This is a genomic window from Bacillus sp. ISO11, assembly GCF_003458115.1.
GTDB lineage: Bacteria > Bacillota > Bacilli > Bacillales > Bacillaceae_G > Bacillus_A > Bacillus_A cereus.
Genome location: NZ_QXCO01000019.1, coordinates 83,366 through 101,624, shown reverse-complemented (window position 1 = coordinate 101,624; position 18,259 = coordinate 83,366). Strand labels below are relative to the sequence as shown.

The following is an 18,259-nucleotide window of genomic DNA, read 5'->3' as shown; positions in this document are numbered from 1 at the left end:
CTTTTTCTCTATTACAATCAGTCGTTATAAAAATCAAATGTATGTTATGCCAATTTTTCTCCTAATTAAAAAAACTAAAATGTATATACCTAATGATAATTGTAACACTTGTCTCATAACTATGACAACAATCGGCAAGATGTCGGGCCTTATATTCAGAAAAAGTTTTTATTTCATTTGTTACGTTCCTTTTCTCTGTCTCGCTATTTCAATTTCACGTTACAAATTTCGTATTAAATCTAAGTCATATTCTTTCAAGTTTCCTTTTAAAGAATATGACTACCAGAAATTCCTTAATAAAATCTAAATCGACAATTACAAAAAGCCGGAAACTTTGCAGGTGCAGCATCCATAGATACTTACACCTACAAAAAAACTCCGACTTTAAAAGATATTGTTATGTTGCAAGATCTACAAACACCATTAAAATATAGCTGTATCAATCATAAATTTTATTAATTTATCGGTATTTCTAATTCATGATATTTCCCTTTCTTATCCTTTATACAAGAAATGAATTTCACTTTAGTTGATTCATTTGAAAAGTTTTTATAATTTTTATAAGGGTCATCTCCTATAAAATAATTTGTCCCTATATACCCTCGTACTGTTTTACCAGCAGGTATTACAGGATCAAACTGATATTTTTTAGGTAATTCCATTGAATAAGGGATTAAATTATAAAACTCACCTATTTTAGAATAAAACATTGTATCGGAAATAGACTTATTACTAAGCAAGTTAATATCTCGATTTGTTGTATTTGTAATATCTAAAGGTAAAACATACGTCACTACTTCACGGTCTTCATAGGGATCATAAACTTTTGTAGGATCAAGAGGATTGAGTGCATGAAACGTAACTCCTTGCCCATCTTCAAAAGTTCTATTAGATAAAAACTCATCTTTTACCACTTTATAAGATTCATTATTAAGATTTAATGTTTTAAATCTTAATAAATTAGCAAATATACATAGCAACAGACACAATCCAATACTTATTAAGATATGTTTTCTCGTCACTCTTAATCTACCAACTTTCCATTATTAACATGTACAATACGATCTACCATTTCATTATCTAGAACATGCACATCATGACTGGCTACAACAATAGTCGTTCCCTTGGCTTTTTCTACTTTCAAAATATCTAAAACATCTTTTATCCCATCACTATCTAAAGCATTAGTTGGCTCGTCTAATAACAGTAATTTTGGTTGTTCCATTAAAGCTTGCGCTATCCCTAAACGTTGTTTCATACCTAAAGAGTATCTTTTATACTTTCTCTTATCTGTTTTATCAAGTCCAACCCTTTGAATAATATTATAAATCTCCTCATCGGAGATTTTATTGTTAATCGATGATAAAAATTTCAAATTCTGAAAACCAGTATACCCTGGAATAAAACTTGGATATTCAATCAATATTCCCATAGAATCAGGAAATTGCTTTTGTTTTCCAATTATTTCATTATCTATATAAACAACTCCAGAATTCAAGCGCATTAACCCTGATATAGCGCGTAAAATCATCGTTTTACCAGAGCCATTATGCCCCTTCAAAACTAAAAATTCGCCTTTTTTTACTGACAAACTAATATTATCTAACACAATATTTCCTTTTAATCTTTTCGTCATACATTCACATTTAATATAATTGTCCATAAATTATTCACCTATCACATCTAGTTTTTTAAAACAAAAACTACCTAATAAAATCATTACAACAACAATTACTACTCCTATTAAAAGTAAATCATTATATTGAATAGATTGATTATTACCTAAAGTCAATTGAATTGAACTGTGATCAACAAAATACCAACGATTTGGCATAACAAAAGAGCCTAAAAAATAAATACTATGAAAGAAAATAGACAAAAATAGGTACAACAACATTAGTACAAAAACAATAGTTATCGGTATATAAAAAGTTAAAAACTCAAAAATCAAAGCTAATAAAAAGCTTATAATTATTTGAATTAGCATAGTACCTAATATCTTATAAGGAAATTGACTATATAAATTTAAAAAATTATACTCGCCTAAAGAAAGCAAATAGTAAGCGCTAAACCAAATAAAATACATACCAATCCAAATAATAATTATATAAAAAAACAAAGATAATATTTTCGTTAACCACAGAAAATGCTTCTTCTTAACACGAGGAAATAAATAAACACCATTCTGTTGAATATCTGAAAAAGCAAAATTCCCTACAAACAACAAAGGAGTGATTTGAAAGAATATCCAATAAAAAGGGATAGAAAATCGCCCCTCCTTATAAAAATAAGATAAATCCACAAAATCTACTCCATGAAAAAATCGATAAAAGGTAACATCTACTAATACAGATTCTTTACCATTACTAAGAGGCTGATTGTATAAAAAGGCAATTGCAATAATAGCGTAAATTAAGAATAAAAAAACCATTATCTTGATGGAATCTCGAAACCTTACATATAAATCTCTTTTTAACAAATAATATAAGATCATAATGTAAACTAGACCACCTCTGTCTCATCATTCATAGAAATATAACTTTTTTTAGATAAAATCCATACACTTATAAAAAAGATAAAAAAACAGCCAAATAAGCGTATAAATAAACCAGTAGCATCTTCAAAGACATTTATATAAAAAGCATTTGTAAATAAAAATCCATGTAATATAAATCTATCTAATAAAACAGCAGTAATCATACATATTATTACAAGTAAACTAGGTAAAAATAATTGCAATAAAGCACTTATCATACATATAAAAACACTCGCAAATAATTGAATGCAAAATAATAATGGATAATTTACATCAACACTAGTTACAGCCATCATAGTTGACATCAAAAACAACTGTAAAATCATACTCCCAGCAAAAAAGTAAACAAAAACGAATAATTTTAAATAATATATAGAAACTAATTTCAATGCATTATTCACTCTGTAAACAACATAAATACTAAAAAAGTTCGACATAGAATATACAGAAAAAACAATTGTTAAAGGAATAAATATAGTCGACAAATTATACAACGACATAACCTTATACAAAGCTTCCAATTCGTTCATTTTCTCTTTTACAATTCCGGGTTCAAAATAATTGAACAAGCAACCAATGATACTAACATTAAGTACAAAAAGAATACTTAACCAAACATATTTCATCCTTATAGTTTCTTTCATAACATTATAAAAGAACATGCTTCCTACTCCCCCGTAAATAAAGAACTACAGAACAAAACCAAATACATAACAGTACACTAAGAAAAATTTGTAATTCAAAAAAGCCAAAATCTTTAATTAAATAATCTTTAAGATTGAGAATCCCTTTTCCAATACCAAGCCAAAAAATATGTAAAATAAATGGAACTAAATAAATAAAATAAACTCGTTTTATAAAAAACGAAACTGATAAAGCTAAACTCGAAAAAACCGCACCGTATAAACCATTTAAAAATACATACATTAGAAAATATAAAGTAGGGTACTTATAATAAACTATATGAAATTGAGCTGTTGGCGAAACAGTAGAAGCCATATAATTTAATATTGGATGCGGAGCAACTGTTGGATAAGTCATCACATATAAATAAAAATTAAATAGTAAAGGGACACTTATAATAAAAAAAGATACAATAAAATTAATAAAATAAAGCAGCTTAAAATAATAACATGTTCCCATCTTAGAAATAACAGGATAAATAAATCCATAATTTTTATCAATTCTATAAATCCCTGCTACAGCCATTGCGGAAAGCATAGGAAATATAAGTAAATAAAACTCACTATAAAACGATAATCTATTAAAATATAAAATATTAGATAAATATGGGGATACCTTTATAATCCCAGCATCGTTAAATCCTTTAGTTGTCACAAACATAGCAATATATTGAGCAATAACAATTACTAACATAATAAATAAAGACAACCAAAACATCCTACCTTTTAAAATCCTTCCTAAAAAGTAACTCATCTATAGCTCCTCCATAAACCATTAAATTTAAATCTTTTTTAATATGAACAATTGATCCGCAACACCATAACATTTCTTTTCTTTATTTAACCAAATGTAACGAAAAGAAACATTTGCTCTCTCTCCTTCAAATTTAGGAAACTCAACTTCATACTGATAAACATCATTTGTGCCTTTTCTTTTTACACTCTTAACTTCTTGTTTCCACTGAATTACTTCTCCATCAGTTTGTTCAATCCGTCCCAAGAGATACGTTGGTTTTTTCTTATTCGTAACACCCGTCAAAAAAACATAATAATTTTCTGGTATAACTCCTAATTTCAATTTTTTATTTGAAAGCTTATCCTCTATTAAACTATCATTTTTTTCTATTTGTCCTTGAAAGAAATCATCACCATTTTCACTTTCCAAAAACACTTGTTCAAAAATAGTATTTTTGTTAATTCCTTTTAATTCAATACTTTTCAAATTATCTTTTTCCGTTAAAGTATCTTCAATATGTACAATAGGTTCATCTACTTTCTTTTGACAAGAAACTAAGAAACTAATACTCAATATAAAAAAACAAACTAAAATATATTTTGAAATAAACCTCATTACAGCTCCTCCTATTTAAAAAATGAAATAGCAGGAAAAGTCGTATAATCCGGATTTGAAACTATACGACTTTTTCTAGCACTATAAAATAAATAATTTCAATTTATAATTTCTAAATCAATATTCAATGTAAGGTCCACTAGGTCTTACACTATCAGGACTCCAAGCAGTAGGATAAGCATTATTTTCTCTAGAATAACCACCAAATCTCACAGGCACATTTTCCCCATGGTTTTCATATGCATAATTTTGAAAAAGATATGTTCTACCTGGTATCACTGTTCCTTCATGCTTACCTGAAACATTTACCCATTTTCTATCTTCTGCATTTTTATTTTTATCTGCTTCTGTCCAAACATTGAAAGAACCTCCGCCCTTCTCACTGCTCTTCACACGCATATACATAGAGGTAGGCGTCTCTTTAGGACGTGCATTAGTATAATCATATGGACTCCAAAGTCTAAAGGTAAAATTCACATGGTCATCCCTTGTACTAGCCTTAGCCGGTTCGGTTAAAGCGAAAGTACTAGCTAAAATACCTAACGATAAAACAGATCCAAACATAAAACGACTTTTTTCTTAATGCCCACTAAAAGCACCTCCGATAATTTGTAGCATTATATTGATTGTATTTTTCCACTGAAGGAATAAATCAATATAATACAATATTATGGTAACAACACCTCAACACACCTTCAATGGATTTCAGAATATTTAATATTACTTTTACACTTGCGAACATTTCGTTAATTTTTTAAAAACAATACTATATCCCTAGCAAAGAATTACTTGTAAAGGTAGCTACATTCCTATGCTTGTTCCAAATAATAAAGAGTAACTCACCTCTCTAAGTTTCGAATTTTCTCCTGCTGTTTTGAGGAAATACCGCCTAAAAATCACTTCTTAATGAAATCGGCTACTTATAAAACTTTTTTAACCTTGCTGCGAAAAATACAAAAAAAGCGCAGCCATTTCGGCTGCGCTTTCGAATTATTATTTAGTTTCGATTAAACCGTATTTCCCATCTTTACGGCCATATACAACATTAGTTTCGTTTGTATCAGCATTTGTGAAGACGAAGAAATTATGTCCTAGCATATCCATTTGTAGGATTGCCTCTTCAACGTCCATCGGTTTTAAATCGAATCGTTTTGTACGTACAAGTTCTAATTCATCTTCTTCTACCTCATCCAAAACAGCTACTGCTTCTGGAAGGATAAAGTTCGTTTTCATAGAACCTTTCTCACGTAACTTACGATTTACTTTTGTTTTATGTTTACGAATTTGTCGCTCAATTTTATCAACTACTAAATCGATAGCAGCGTACATATCGCTATTAGTTTCTTCTGCACGAAGTAATAAATCAGTAAATGGTATTGTTACCTCGACACGTTGCTTGTCAGAGTATACTTTTAAATTAACTTTAATCTCTGGGAATGTATCAAAATAACGCTCTAACTTACTTAGTTTTTTCTCTACATATTCCTTTAATGCTGGAGTTACTTCAATATTTTCACCACGAATGTTGAATTTCATAGATGAATTCCTCCTTTCAAGCCTATGTATTATAATTTCGACATTGGCTTAAAAACTCCTTCTAACTTTTTTAAAAAAATTAGTGGAATTGCGATTTTTTTATCGTTTTTTGTTGAAATGAAAAGATGCATCGTTTCTATCTTTATTTTATCCTATTAACATCGTGAATAACGAATATAACTGTGGACAATTCGTTACAGAAAAGAAACAACTTTTTGACAACTTATCCTATAACAAAAACCCCTTGCGAAAAACAAGAGGTTCTACTACATATATATAACGTTGCCACAAACGCAGCTTTCTCTTCCAAAAACAATATACCCTACAGTTTCACAACATTAGCTGCTTGTGGTCCACGTGCTCCATCTACAATGTCAAACTCTACTTGTTGCCCTTCTTCTAATGACTTATATCCATCTTGTTGAATAGCAGAAAAATGGACAAATACATCGTCACCATCTTCACGCTCAATAAACCCAAATCCCTTTTCTGCATTGAACCATTTCACTCTTCCTTGCATGTTCATTCCATTCCCTTCACTCTAAAAATCAGGGCATTCGCCCCATATTTTGACTATAACGAATGACAACATATGAAGTCAAAGAAGACTTATCGCCTTTTTATTATCCCTTTCGACACTGCCATATTAACTTCTACAAAGTGTCAAACTAGATACTTCTCTTGCCCCTCTTTCATATAACAAACTTCCGATTTGCCTAACTGTAATCCCTATCGTATACACGTCATCAACGAGTAAAATATGTTGCCCAGAAAACATCTCTTCTCCCTGAAAATAAAAAGGATTGCTTCCTGACACCCTTTCTTTACGTGTCTTCTTACTTTGCTTTTCTGTTTCCCTTCTTCTTAATGATGGATAAAAAATTTTGACAGGCAAACAAGTTGCTAATAACTCAGCTTGATTAAAACCACGTTCAATTTCCCTTTCCTTACTAAGCGGAACAGCGATAACGGTTGAAACATTGGCAAAATACTTTTGAAATAAACTTCGAAAAGGACGATAAAAAATGTGCACTAACTCTGCATCCCCCCGAAACTTAAACTGTGCTACTATTTCTTTCATCTCATCATCATACATATATAAAGAACGGTTTTTAAAAGAACGATACTTCTCCTCTTTCGTCCACCTTATACAATCTATACAAATACCGTCTTCTTGAAATGAGGCAGGAACAAATTCTAAAGGTCGCCCGCACTCCATGCAAATTTCTCCTATAATATAGGAAAGTTTCTGCTCACATCTATCACATATATATTTTCTATGACACTTTACAAAAAAAGTGTACCAACTAATCTTTTCTACAAAACACTCATCACAAAGCAAACAATGCATTAATCGATCAATCCTTGTTCTTTCGCATTTTTATTCATACCTTGAATATGTTTTTTCGCGCGCACCATCGCCTCTGTCTTGCCATAGTGAAAATAAATGACCTCTCCATACGGTGCTTCAAAGCTCCGCCCTGCTCGGCCCGCAATTTGTACGAGCGCACTTTCTGAAAATATTTCTTCTTCCGCCCCTAAAACTGCAACTTGCAAATTTTTCACCGTTACGCCTCGCTCTAAAATTGTCGTTGTAACTAATAATGGGATTTCTCCCTTTCTGAAAGCCGCTACTTTTTCTTTTCTCCCTGGATCTTCTGCATGTACACCTTCAATTCGATTGTTTAATGGTTTTAACAACAAGCTTATTTCTTCTATATATCGCACATGGGGGACGAATAAAAAAATAGAGAATTTTTTATTTAAGTATGTTTGTAACCACTGTAGTAAAACTCGAGGAATTCTTTTATGAATGAGGTTTTTTTTCCAATTCCCGCACCAACAAAATAAAGGAACTGGCAAAGGATGACGATGATATCGTCCAGAAACAATAACACCTTTTTGTTTACCTTGTTTAAGTTTTCGCTTCCACGTTTCATCTGGAGTCGCAGTTAAATAAATACGCGCCGCTTTTTCTTTCATCGCTTGTTTTACCGCGTACTGTAACATTTGATCTGCACAATATGGAAACGCATCTATCTCATCTACAACCATGACATGAAACGCCCTATAATAACGTAATAATTGATGCGTAGTCGCAACGACTAGTACTGCATCTTTTTCTTTATCCACACTCCCTCCATATAAAGCCGCTACCTTTATATATGGAAATACTTCTTGCAATCTCGGTGCTAATTCCAGAACAACATCCGTTCTCGGCGTTGCGATACAAACTCTTTCTCCTTTTTGAAGCGCTTCGTTAATTCCGTAAAACAACATCTCTGTTTTCCCAGCCCCGCATACAGCCCAAATAAAAAATGATTCTTTTTGCTTAATAGCCTCTATAACTCCTTGCGCCGCCAAATTCTGGCCAGTAGACAACGTCCCGTTCCACTGTAACAAATTTGAATTCTTTTCTCTCTTTCTTTCAGCAATCCCGCGAACAAGTACAGCACATTCACTTACTCTCCCCATCGTTATACACTTCCGGCAATATGCGCACACTTTACTGCACCTTTTACATAAAAACGACGCAAATAGCCGCCGATCTACATTTCCGCAGCGTTGGCACATATATTTAGAATTCTTCTTTTTTACACCTTGTACACATACGATCTCTCCCTTCTTTTTCAAATCGTTTAATTCCCTCTGTAAATCTGAAGAAAGTTCTTCTAATAGCAACTGTTTCCCCGCTAGCATCAACAATCACCTCCAGCACTACTATAAACCTTTCTCATCATCTCGTAAAAACTCAAAAAAGCCGATAACCTACTTATAAAATAGTAAGCTATCGACTTTATACACGTTTTTTATTCTTTTATAAATCCTAGAATCGACCGTATCCTAAGAAATGTTTTTGGTTATACGAACTGTTAATATCACCGTACGCAATTCCTTTATCGCTAGCATGGATCATTTGGCCATTACCAACGTAAATACCGATGTGAGATGGACCTGCTTTATAAGTACCTTGGAAGAATACTAAGTCTCCTGGTTGTGGGCTACCTACTTTAGAAACTGAGTTCCAGTAACCTGCAACGTCTTGACGACCTACACCAAAGATGTAAGAAATGAATCCACTACAGTCAAAACCACCGTTTGATGGAGATGCACTTCCCCAAACATATGGCATACCTAAGTATTGCTTTGCCTTACCAATTACGCCCGGAGTCGGATTTGGATCTGGTGTTGGAGCTGGTTTTTTCTCTTCTTGTTTAGGTGCTTCTTTCTTAGGCTCTTCTTTTTTTGGTTCTTCTTTTTTAGGCTCTTCTTTTTGAGCTTGTCCACCATTGTTTGCTGGTGCAGCTTGCTCTGCAGGTGCTTGTGCTGGTTGAGCTTGCGCAGCTTTAGCAGCTTGCTCTGCTTGTTTTTGAGCAGCAGCTTCTTGTGCAGCTTTTGCTTGTGCTTCTTCTTCTGCAATGCGTTGTAATTGTAACGCTTGTTTCTCAAGCTCTTTCAATTGACCTTCCGTACTTGTCATTGAAGTTACAACTGTATCCATTTTACCGCTTAAATCGTTTACCGCTGTTGCTTTTTTCTCTTTTTCAGCGTCAAGTTCTTTCTTAGCAGTTTCAATTTGAGCTTGTGCTTCTTTTAATTCTTTTTGTTTCTCTTTTACCGTTGCAACATCTTTTTTCACACTAGCTTGGTCTTCTTGTTGTGTTTTCATGATATCTTCATCAGACTCAAGAATTTTAGAAACAGAAGTTAAACGATCAACTAAATCTGCAACGTTTTTAGAGTTTACAAGAACTTCTGTTACAACGTTTGTATTTGGTTGTTCTTGAAGTGCAACTAAACGCTTTCTTAATAACTCTTCACGTTTTGCAATCTTTGTTTGTAATTCTGCAATATCTTTATTTTTCTTTTCAATTAATTGCTCAGTATCAGCAACTTTTTTCATTGTTTCATCAAGCTTTGCAGCATTCTCTTGAACAGATTTATCTAAACCTTGAATTGTTTTGTTTAAGTCATTCATTTGCTTTTGTAATTCATCACGTTCTTGTTGTTGTTTATGTAAAGTGTCATTTTGTGTGTTAATTTGTGATTTCACGTCAGAAATTTTATCTTCTGCAAATACATTTGGTGTTAGCCCAGAAAACATTAATCCTGCAACTAATGCACAAGATGCCATTTTTAGCTTTTTCATTTTATTTTTTACACCGCTTTCTTTTTTCTTTTTCCGTATATAACCTATAAAATTTATACCATAATTCGGGATTTTTTTTGCTAATGTTACGTTTTTGTAAAACAAATGTAATATTATATGTAGCTCTAGCGCAAAATGCGTATATTTTTGTATGTATGTGTAGAAATTTATATACTTTTCTCACTTCTATAAACAAAGAAAAAACGTAAGGAATCCCTTACGTTTTATTAAATATACGAATACAAATGAAATACTACTTCATCCATTTCTCAGCCCAATTTTGGACCTCATCCATAACACTTTCTAACGCTTTTCCCTTGTCAGTTAAGCCATACTCGATTCGAACTGGTACTTCTGGATAGACATTACGAACTACAATGCCCTCGCTTTCCAATTCCTTTAAACGCTCTGACAACATACGATCGCTCATATTTGGGATAATATCTGCGATTTCTCTAAAACGTTTCGACTCTTCAAGCAAAGATTTAATAATTAAGCCAGTCCACTTCTTACTAAGCAGAGTAAAAGCTGACTCAAACTTTGGACATAAACAAGAATTATGCTCCATATGTTTCACCTCTCTTCCATTATAATATAGTTTCTTGTAAAAAGTAAGTTATAAAACTTTCCTCATTATTTTATTTTACGTACATTTTACCATTTCCAAATATTAACTTGTCAACTAAACGTAACATACCCGTAAAAAAACCCTCTTAAAAAGAGAGCTTTTTATATCTTTATTACTTCGTATACCATCCAAGACCTAATGCACCTTCACCTAAGTGCGTACCAATTACAGCTCCAAAATAACCTGTACGAATTGTGACGTGAGGATATTTTGCTTCTAATTCTTTCTTCCATTCATTCGCTTCCTCTTCACGTTGCGCATGAATGATAACTGCTTCCATAGGTACACCTTTACTTGCTTGCTCATCAAAAATTTCAATGATACGTTTTAATGCTTTTTTACGTGTACGAATCTTTTCAAACGGAATAATGATTTTATCTCTAAAATATAAAACTGGCTTCACTTGTAACAGGCTACCGATGAAAGCTTGCGCGCTATTTAATCGACCACCACGTTGTAAATGATGTAAATCATCAACTACAAAATAGGCGTCCATCGTTTTCTTCATTTCATCAAAACGAGCGATAATCTCTTTTGGATTCTTTCCTTCACTTGCTAACTTTGCACCTTCACGCACATAAAATCCTTGTACTTCACAACTAATTTCAGAGTCATACGTGTATACATCAATACCTTCTACCATCTGTCCAGCTGTTGTTGATGTTTGATATGTACCACTAATTCCACTTGATAGGTGAATACTAATAACTGCATCATAATCTTTAGCTAGTTCTTCATATAGCTCAACAAACTTTCCGATTGCTGGTTGAGAAGTTTTTGGAAGTTCCTCTTGTTCACGTACTTTCACATAAAAATCATCTGCTGAAATTTCAGCTTCTTCTTGATAAGATTCTGTTCCAAACACAACGTTTAATGGAATCATATATATATTGAGTTCATCACGAATTTGCTTCGGTATATATGCCGTACTATCAGTAACAATAGCTATTTTCATTTTCGTACCTGCCTTATAAAAAGTTTTATTTCCTAATTTTACACGAAAACTACAAATGGTGCATCCATACATGAAAATGCCGGTTGAAATTATACCTACCATCTCGACAAATTACAACAAAAAGATAAAATACTCACCAAAAACTTCAGCATATTTAGAAAAAATGTTTGAATATAAAAAGGCTCGCTTTTAAAATGGAAAGTACTAGTCATTTTGATAGATAGGGGCGTACACAATTGCTATTACAATATTTTACAATCAAAGACTACGGCGAACACGAAATCGTCATTCAAAAATCAAGATTTATTTGTTATATTAGCCGAGCAACGACTGAGGAAGAGGCTCAAGAATTTATACAAAAAATAAAAAAACAACATTGGAATGCAACACATAATTGTTCCGCTTATTTAATTGGCGAACAAGATCATATTCAAAAAGCAAATGATGACGGCGAGCCTAGCGGTACAGCTGGCGTACCAATGTTAGAGGTACTAAAAAAACGCGGACTAAAAGATACCGTTGTTGTCGTAACACGCTATTTTGGTGGCATTAAACTTGGCGCAGGTGGATTAATTCGTGCATATGGAAAGTGTACAAGCGAAGGCATTAATCATGTCGGTGTTGTCCAGCGAAAACTAATGCGTGTGATGCAAACCGAGATTGATTACACATTACTTGGCAAAGCGGAAAATGAATTACGCAATTCAAAATATGCCATTAAAGATATACATTATCTAGAAAATGTCACATTTGATACGTATGTAGAAGAAGACGGCAAACAAGCATTTACAGATTGGATGATTGAATTAACAAACGGGAAATGTACAATTACAGAAGGAGATATGTTGTACTTAGAACAAGATGTTATCTAAGCATAACCCATTTATCACCTTCAAAGATTAATGTAGTGAATTACTTCCCTACAAATGAACTAACGAACTAAGGAGATTATATATGGAAGAACGTTATTATCATCTCCAAAATAGCAGAATAAAAAAGAAGCGAAGAAGGAAACTTTTCTTCTTCCTTATTTTCGCATTTTTATTTGGCAGTATAGGAGTTTATGTGTTAAATTCTTACTCTTCTCTTATGGGGATGTATAGTGGTTTTACTCGTGAAAAATCGGATTTAAGAAACGAAGATGTAGAAATTACAAAGGAACCTTTTACAATTCTCATTATGGGTATAGAAGATTATGCGACAGATGGTCAAAATGGTCGTACAGACTCATTAATGTTTGCAACAGTCAATCCGAAAACTAAAAAGATTTCGCTTATGAGCATTCCTCGTGATAGCCGCGTTCCGATTGTTGGAAAGGGAAAAGAAGACAAAATTAATGCCGCCCATGCTTACGGTGGAGAGGAAATGGCAATCAAAACTGTAGAAGGTTTTCTAAAAGTTCCTGTAGACCATTATATTAAAATTGATTTCCAAGGCTTTAAAGGTATCGTTGATGCTGTTGGCGGTGTTACCGTTGACGTACCCTTCGATTTCTGGGAGCGCTCTGACGTGGATTACTACAAAAAAATTCAATTTAAGCAAGGACAGCAAAACTTAAACGGTGAAGAAGCACTTGCTTATGTCCGTATGCGAAAGCAAGATCCAAATGGCGATTATGGTCGAGCTGCTAGACAAAGACAATTACTGGCCGCTGTTGCCCAAAAGCTAAACTCCACCTCTACTGTATTTAAAATTAAAGATTTAACAGCTGTCGTTGGAAAATATATAAAAACCGACATTCCTATTTCAGACGGACTTGCTCTTTACAATAAACTTTCTGGATTTGATCCTTCTACAATGCAAACGTTAAAGCTTGAAGGCGAAGACAAAAAGATAGGCGGTATTTATTACTTCCTTCCAGATCCAATCAGTGTAGAAACGGTGCGTAACGAAATTGAAAAAGAATTAGGAGAAAAAGCAAAAAAAACAACTACAAAAAACAACTCAAGTCCTGATTCAAATTCTAATTCTAACGAACAAACAAAAAAAGCAACAAACCAAAATAAAACACCAACTGATCCGCCACCTTCTACAAATGCTCATGCAGAGTGGATTATGCGCAATCAGCCGTAACAAAAAGGCCCAATCTATGCGATTGGGCCTTTTTTATTTACTTATTAAAGTGCTGTAAAATTGCTTCTACAATACGCTCTGATGCACGACCATCACCGTAAGGGTTAGATGCTTTCGCCATCTTATCATGAGCTTCTTTATCTGATAACAGCTCATCAGCAAGACCAAAGATTGTCTCTTCGTCTGTTCCTGCTAATTTCAGCGTACCTGCTTCAATACCTTCGGGGCGCTCTGTTGTATCACGAAGAACAAGAACTGGTACACCAAGTGATGGAGCTTCTTCTTGTACACCACCAGAATCCGTTAACATTAAGTATGAACGAGCTGCAACATTGTGGAAATCAATTACATCTAGCGGCTCAATTAAATGAATACGGTTATGTTCACCTAAAATTTCATTTGCTATTTCACGAACAACAGGGTTCATATGAACAGGGTACACAACTTGTACATCTTCATGTTTGTCAACAAGACGCTTAATTGCACGGAACATATTACGCATCGGTTCACCTAAGTTTTCACGGCGGTGAGCTGTCATAAGTACAAGACGATCATTTCCAAGTTTCTCTAGTACAGGATGACTATATGTTTCTTTTACAGTCGTTTGTAGCGCGTCAATCGCTGTATTTCCTGTGATGAAAATACGTGACTCATCTTTATTTTCCTTCTGTAAGTTCGTTGCTGATTTTGCTGTCGGTGAGAAATGAAGATCCGCCATTACACCTGTTAATTGACGATTCATCTCTTCTGGGTATGGAGAATACTTATCCCACGTACGAAGGCCCGCCTCAACATGACCTACTGGAATTTGATTATAAAAAGCAGCTAAACTTGCAATAAATGTTGTTGTTGTATCACCATGTACAAGTACAATATCCGGCTTCGCTTCTTTCATTACTTTATCCAAACCTTCTAAACCACGCGTTGTAACATCAATTAAAGTTTGGCGGTCTTTCATAATATTTAAATCGAAATCTGGCGTAATTCCAAAGATACTTAATACTTGATCTAACATTTGGCGATGTTGTGCTGTTACAGTCACAATCGATTCAATTTTTTCTGGGTGTTTTTGCAACTCTAATACAAGAGGTGCCATTTTAATTGCTTCTGGACGTGTCCCAAAAATTGTCATTACTTTTAAACGTTCAGTCATGTGATTGCCTCTTTTCTTTCACTAATTACAGCTTCTATTATGACATATAAAAATATGCATGAGTACATCCCTTTTTAACGCATAACAGAAACTTTTCTATTACAAATACTTTTTCTTCCCACCGAGTAATAATCTATCTTTTGTTTCTTAACATCTTCATCAGTATAACAATTTCTCCCATCAAATAAAATAGGCTCCCTCATAAGTTGTACGTACTTTTCTAACGGATAAGTTTGAATATCTCCCCATTCTGTTACGATAAAAACCGCACTCGCATCTCTAATCGATTCATCTATACATCTATACATCTACTATATTGTATAGCATCTCCAAATATATTCTTTACATATTGAATTGCTTTTGGGTCATAAAGAACAATATCTGCACCTATATTAATTAATGCTTCTATTATAATAAGAGATGATGCCTCTCTAATATCATCCGTATTCGGTTTAAAGGATGCGCCAAGAACTGCAATCCGCTTTTTATTCATGTTCATAACTTTTTTCGCTTTTTCAATCAATAGCAGCTGTTGCTTATTATTTACTTCAATAACTGCTTTTAACAAACGAAAATCATGAGCAACATTTCCCGCAATTTGTACCAGTGCTTTCGTATCTTTCGGAAAACACGACCCTCCGTAGCCAATGCCCGCATTTAAAAAAGATGCACCGATTCTCTTATCCATTCCCATCCCTTTGGCAACATCCAATACATTCGCGCCTACCTTCTCACATATATTTGAAATTTCATTAATGAAACTAATCTTTGTAGCTAAAAAGGCGTTCGACGCGTATTTAATCATCTCCGCACTTTTAATATCTGTAACATACGTTTCTAAGCATAATTGACTATACAAACTCTCAACTCTTCTTGCTACTTCCTTACTATCCGCTCCAATTACAATACGATCTCCATGAAAGAAATCATAAATACCTGAACCCTCACGCAAAAACTCCGGATTCGATACGATATGTACTGTATGCCTCCCTTTTAACTTCTCCTCAATCCATCCCTTCATTACATCATTTGTGCCTGCTGGAACTGTACTTTTCGTAACAACAATAATATCGTTCGTCGCATATAATCCAATATCGTTACAAGCACTCTGAATATACGTTAAATCTACCGTCCCATCTAATAACGGTGGTGTTCCAACTGCAATAAATATAAACTCTACATCATCAAATGCCTCTTCTTTATTTGATGTAAAAGTTAAAGCATTATTCTCATATGCATAATTTATTAATTCATGTAATCTGGCCTCATAAATAGGTAAATCTCCTTGTTTTATCCGTTCAATTTTTTCATCATCTATATCAAAACATGTAACTGAATGCCCTAATTTTGCCAATCCTACTCCTGTAATCAATCCAACATATCCAGTACCTACTATCGTAATTTTCATTTCCTTTTCGCACAGGAATTTACAATAGAAAAGATATGAAATATAGAACTCTTCCTGTGCTTCCCCCTCTCATATTAAAAATGAGAAAACCCTTTTCCTTCTTCATTATATGAATTACTTCCCTTATTTTTTTAAAAGTTTTTGTAAAATTAAATGCACTATAAAGTAAAACTTAATCAGTGAGAATCCGGCTGCCAGTTCACGCGTGATAAATTCCCACATTTTAACACGAAACTTACTCATTTCTACGTGCAACACTTATAATACTGAAATAAAAGTATTCACTATTGAAGAAAAAGAGGAAATGTTACATTCCAAAGCCCAGTACGATTAACCTTCTTATATGATTCAACATTCTATATACAATTGTCATATATTCTATCCGCTTCCATTAACCGTAAAAAGAAAAAAAGATTGAATTCTAATCTTTTTGTGATACCATATGTTATGAGCCTGTAAATAAACATCATAATTTTCAGATAAATATATTTTCAAAAAAAAATTACGTTAGACTATAAAGGGTGGGGTATTAATGGACTCACAAGTGATTTATGCCATTTTGGCATCTTTCATCACTGTACTCGTCGTTACTCCTTTAGTTATTAAATTAGCTTTTAAAATAGGAGCGACAGATAAGCCAAACGCACGTAAAGTGCACCAAAAGATTATGCCACGTCTTGGCGGGTTGGCAATATTTATTGGTGTAGCAGTAGGATTTGTTGTCGGCGGCTTATATGAGCAAAGAATGTTATCGATAACGCTAGGTGCGATTATCATTGTAATCATCGGAATTTTAGATGATATGTACGAGTTATCTGCGAGAGTAAAATTCGGTGGACAACTGTTAGTTGCCATTATGATTGTAAAAAGTGGATTATTAGTGCAAGTATTATATATCCCATTCCTTGGGGATACTGAACTTGGATGGCTTGCTTATCCAATTACAGTATTTTGGCTTGTAGGTATTACGAATGCAATCAACTTAATTGACGGCTTAGATGGATTATCTGCTGGGATTTCATCTATCGTACTTGCAACGCTAGCATATATGGCCTTCACTAGCCCATGGGGTACTGGAACAGCTATTATCTTGCCACTTGCATTAATTATATTAGCAAGTACAATTGGATTTTTATTCTACAACTTCCATCCAGCAAAAATTTTCATGGGAGATACAGGAGCACTATTTTTAGGATACTGTATTTCTGTTATATCGTTACTTGGATTATACAAAAGTGTAACGTTATTCAGTTTTATCGTTCCAATTATCATTTTAGGTGTACCTATATTTGATACGATATTTGCAATCATCCGTCGTATCGTAAATAAAAAACCTATTTCAGCACCAGATAAATCGCATTTACATCACCGCTTACTTGCAATGGGATTCTCTCATCGCAAAACGGTACTAATTATATACGCATTCGGTATTTTCTTTAGTGTAAATGCCATTATTTTCACTAGTGCAACGTTATGGTTATCCATTATTCTTCTTTTCGCTTTGATTTTCTTCACAGAAATCATCGCTGAAATAATCGGGCTTGTACATGAACGCTACAAACCAATCATTTCCTTTTATAAAAAAGTGAAAAAACGCGAAGACTAATTGTAGTATAGCCTTTTCAATTATGAAATATTCAAATAGCATCCTCTTTCTTATAAGAGGATGCTATTTTTTATTCTCATTTTATATTTCCAAAATATAGATTGTTTGAGAGTTCCTCTATTGGAGAAAGATATACATAATAAGAAAAGTATCAAGTTTTCTTTTTTACATCTTGATTGT

Annotated in this window: 18 protein-coding genes and 2 pseudogenes; 4 read left to right on the top strand and 16 right to left on the bottom strand. The window is 33.4% G+C overall.

Translation table 11 applies throughout. The features are described from left to right. Nucleotides 1-309 precede the first annotated feature (309 nt). Nucleotides 310-459: pseudogene (locus tag D1166_RS32385) on the top strand (tyrosine-type recombinase/integrase); the annotation flags it as partial. Here D1166_RS32385 and D1166_RS19705 read toward each other — a convergent pair. From D1166_RS19705 to D1166_RS19640, 14 genes are all read right to left on the bottom strand, one after another. After that, nucleotides 456-983, bottom strand: coding sequence for a hypothetical protein (locus D1166_RS19705; RefSeq protein ID WP_118043401.1), 528 nt, complete (start codon nucleotides 981-983; stop codon nucleotides 456-458). The pseudogene D1166_RS32385 and the gene D1166_RS19705 overlap by 4 nt on opposite strands. 41 nt (nucleotides 984-1,024) lie before the next feature. Beyond that, nucleotides 1,025-1,663 (bottom strand): ATP-binding cassette domain-containing protein, encoded by a 639-nt coding sequence (locus D1166_RS19700; protein WP_000371027.1) that lies wholly within the window; start codon nucleotides 1,661-1,663, stop codon nucleotides 1,025-1,027. A gap of 3 nt (nucleotides 1,664-1,666) precedes the next feature. After that, on the bottom strand, nucleotides 1,667-2,431 hold the full coding sequence (locus tag D1166_RS19695) for a hypothetical protein (protein ID WP_098595758.1): 765 nt from the start codon (nucleotides 2,429-2,431) through the stop codon (nucleotides 1,667-1,669). A 71-nt stretch (nucleotides 2,432-2,502) separates the two neighbouring features. Beyond that, a complete protein-coding gene (locus D1166_RS19690) occupies nucleotides 2,503-3,198 on the bottom strand; it encodes a hypothetical protein (RefSeq protein ID WP_000466510.1) in 696 nt (231 codons plus the stop codon). Continuing rightward, on the bottom strand, nucleotides 3,185-3,973 hold the full coding sequence (locus D1166_RS19685; protein WP_118043400.1) for a hypothetical protein: 789 nt from the start codon (nucleotides 3,971-3,973) through the stop codon (nucleotides 3,185-3,187). Before D1166_RS19685 ends, D1166_RS19690 begins: the two co-directional genes overlap by 14 nt. A 27-nt stretch (nucleotides 3,974-4,000) precedes the next feature. Beyond that, a complete protein-coding gene (locus D1166_RS19680; RefSeq protein ID WP_001211058.1) occupies nucleotides 4,001-4,570 on the bottom strand; it encodes a hypothetical protein in 570 nt (189 codons plus the stop codon). Between the two features lie 117 nt (nucleotides 4,571-4,687). Then, complete coding sequence (locus D1166_RS19675) at nucleotides 4,688-5,134, bottom strand: hypothetical protein (RefSeq protein ID WP_098389745.1); 447 nt, start codon at nucleotides 5,132-5,134, stop codon at nucleotides 4,688-4,690. Between the two features lie 429 nt (nucleotides 5,135-5,563). Further along, the gene (hpf, locus tag D1166_RS19670) at nucleotides 5,564-6,106 is read right to left on the bottom strand and encodes a ribosome hibernation-promoting factor, HPF/YfiA family (RefSeq protein WP_000671186.1); all 543 of its coding nucleotides are present in this window, start codon (nucleotides 6,104-6,106) and stop codon (nucleotides 5,564-5,566) included. 322 nt (nucleotides 6,107-6,428) lie between these two features. After that, entirely contained in the window at nucleotides 6,429-6,626 is a 198-nt protein-coding gene (gene cspC, locus D1166_RS19665; protein WP_001990088.1) for a cold shock protein CspC, read from the bottom strand. Nucleotides 6,627-6,752: 126 nt separating this feature from the next. Further along, entirely contained in the window at nucleotides 6,753-7,457 is a 705-nt protein-coding gene (locus D1166_RS19660) for a ComF family protein (RefSeq protein WP_118043399.1), read from the bottom strand. After that, nucleotides 7,457-8,806, bottom strand: a complete 1,350-nt coding sequence (comFA, locus tag D1166_RS19655; RefSeq protein ID WP_118043398.1) for an ATP-dependent helicase ComFA — start codon at nucleotides 8,804-8,806, stop codon at nucleotides 7,457-7,459. Before comFA ends, D1166_RS19660 begins: the two co-directional genes overlap by 1 nt. Nucleotides 8,807-8,933: 127 nt before the next feature. Beyond that, complete coding sequence (locus D1166_RS19650; protein WP_118043397.1) at nucleotides 8,934-10,361, bottom strand: C40 family peptidase; 1,428 nt, start codon at nucleotides 10,359-10,361, stop codon at nucleotides 8,934-8,936. A gap of 148 nt (nucleotides 10,362-10,509) precedes the next feature. Next, nucleotides 10,510-10,824 (bottom strand): winged helix-turn-helix transcriptional regulator, encoded by a 315-nt coding sequence (locus D1166_RS19645; protein ID WP_000400857.1) that lies wholly within the window; start codon nucleotides 10,822-10,824, stop codon nucleotides 10,510-10,512. 172 nt (nucleotides 10,825-10,996) lie between these two features. Further along, a complete protein-coding gene (locus D1166_RS19640; protein ID WP_000684725.1) occupies nucleotides 10,997-11,839 on the bottom strand; it encodes a DegV family protein in 843 nt (280 codons plus the stop codon). Between the two features lie 236 nt (nucleotides 11,840-12,075). Here D1166_RS19640 and D1166_RS19635 point away from each other — a divergent pair, with 236 nt between their 5' ends. Together D1166_RS19635 and D1166_RS19630 are read left to right on the top strand one after the other, a co-directional pair. After that, the gene (locus tag D1166_RS19635; RefSeq protein WP_098595738.1) at nucleotides 12,076-12,711 is read left to right on the top strand and encodes a YigZ family protein; all 636 of its coding nucleotides are present in this window, start codon (nucleotides 12,076-12,078) and stop codon (nucleotides 12,709-12,711) included. Between the two features lie 82 nt (nucleotides 12,712-12,793). Further along, complete coding sequence (locus D1166_RS19630) at nucleotides 12,794-13,912, top strand: LCP family protein (protein WP_044584986.1); 1,119 nt, start codon at nucleotides 12,794-12,796, stop codon at nucleotides 13,910-13,912. A gap of 37 nt (nucleotides 13,913-13,949) precedes the next feature. Here D1166_RS19630 and wecB read toward each other — a convergent pair whose 3' ends face one another. Then, the gene (gene wecB / locus D1166_RS19625; protein ID WP_000140145.1) at nucleotides 13,950-15,065 is read right to left on the bottom strand and encodes a non-hydrolyzing UDP-N-acetylglucosamine 2-epimerase; all 1,116 of its coding nucleotides are present in this window, start codon (nucleotides 15,063-15,065) and stop codon (nucleotides 13,950-13,952) included. A gap of 74 nt (nucleotides 15,066-15,139) precedes the next feature. Then, nucleotides 15,140-16,473, bottom strand: a pseudogene (locus D1166_RS19620) (UDP-glucose dehydrogenase family protein). A gap of 532 nt (nucleotides 16,474-17,005) precedes the next feature. On the opposite strand from D1166_RS19620, the gene D1166_RS19615 reads away from it, so the two are divergent. Continuing rightward, nucleotides 17,006-18,079, top strand: coding sequence for a glycosyltransferase family 4 protein (locus D1166_RS19615; RefSeq protein WP_000378319.1), 1,074 nt, complete (start codon nucleotides 17,006-17,008; stop codon nucleotides 18,077-18,079). Nucleotides 18,080-18,259: the final 180 nt, after the last annotated feature.

Bases quoted from the DNA above. Each gene is read 5' to 3' on its own strand.
- D1166_RS19700 (WP_000371027.1), bottom strand. From the start codon at position 1,663: ATGGACAATTATATTAAATGTGAATGTATGACGAAAAGATTAAAAGGA.
- D1166_RS19695 (WP_098595758.1), bottom strand. From the start codon at position 2,431: ATGGTTTTTTTATTCTTAATTTACGCTATTATTGCAATTGCCTTTTTA.
- D1166_RS19690 (WP_000466510.1), bottom strand. From the start codon at position 3,198: ATGTTCTTTTATAATGTTATGAAAGAAACTATAAGGATGAAATATGTT.
- D1166_RS19685 (WP_118043400.1), bottom strand. From the start codon at position 3,973: ATGAGTTACTTTTTAGGAAGGATTTTAAAAGGTAGGATGTTTTGGTTG.
- D1166_RS19680 (WP_001211058.1), bottom strand. From the start codon at position 4,570: ATGAGGTTTATTTCAAAATATATTTTAGTTTGTTTTTTTATATTGAGT.
- D1166_RS19675 (WP_098389745.1), bottom strand. From the start codon at position 5,134: ATGTTTGGATCTGTTTTATCGTTAGGTATTTTAGCTAGTACTTTCGCT.
- hpf (WP_000671186.1), bottom strand. From the start codon at position 6,106: ATGAAATTCAACATTCGTGGTGAAAATATTGAAGTAACTCCAGCATTA.
- cspC (WP_001990088.1), bottom strand. From the start codon at position 6,626: ATGCAAGGAAGAGTGAAATGGTTCAATGCAGAAAAGGGATTTGGGTTT.
- D1166_RS19660 (WP_118043399.1), bottom strand. From the start codon at position 7,457: ATGCATTGTTTGCTTTGTGATGAGTGTTTTGTAGAAAAGATTAGTTGG.
- comFA (WP_118043398.1), bottom strand. From the start codon at position 8,806: ATGCTAGCGGGGAAACAGTTGCTATTAGAAGAACTTTCTTCAGATTTA.
- D1166_RS19645 (WP_000400857.1), bottom strand. From the start codon at position 10,824: ATGGAGCATAATTCTTGTTTATGTCCAAAGTTTGAGTCAGCTTTTACT.
- D1166_RS19640 (WP_000684725.1), bottom strand. From the start codon at position 11,839: ATGAAAATAGCTATTGTTACTGATAGTACGGCATATATACCGAAGCAA.
- D1166_RS19630 (WP_044584986.1), top strand. From the start codon at position 12,794: ATGGAAGAACGTTATTATCATCTCCAAAATAGCAGAATAAAAAAGAAG.
- wecB (WP_000140145.1), bottom strand. From the start codon at position 15,065: ATGACTGAACGTTTAAAAGTAATGACAATTTTTGGGACACGTCCAGAA.
- D1166_RS19615 (WP_000378319.1), top strand. From the start codon at position 17,006: ATGGACTCACAAGTGATTTATGCCATTTTGGCATCTTTCATCACTGTA.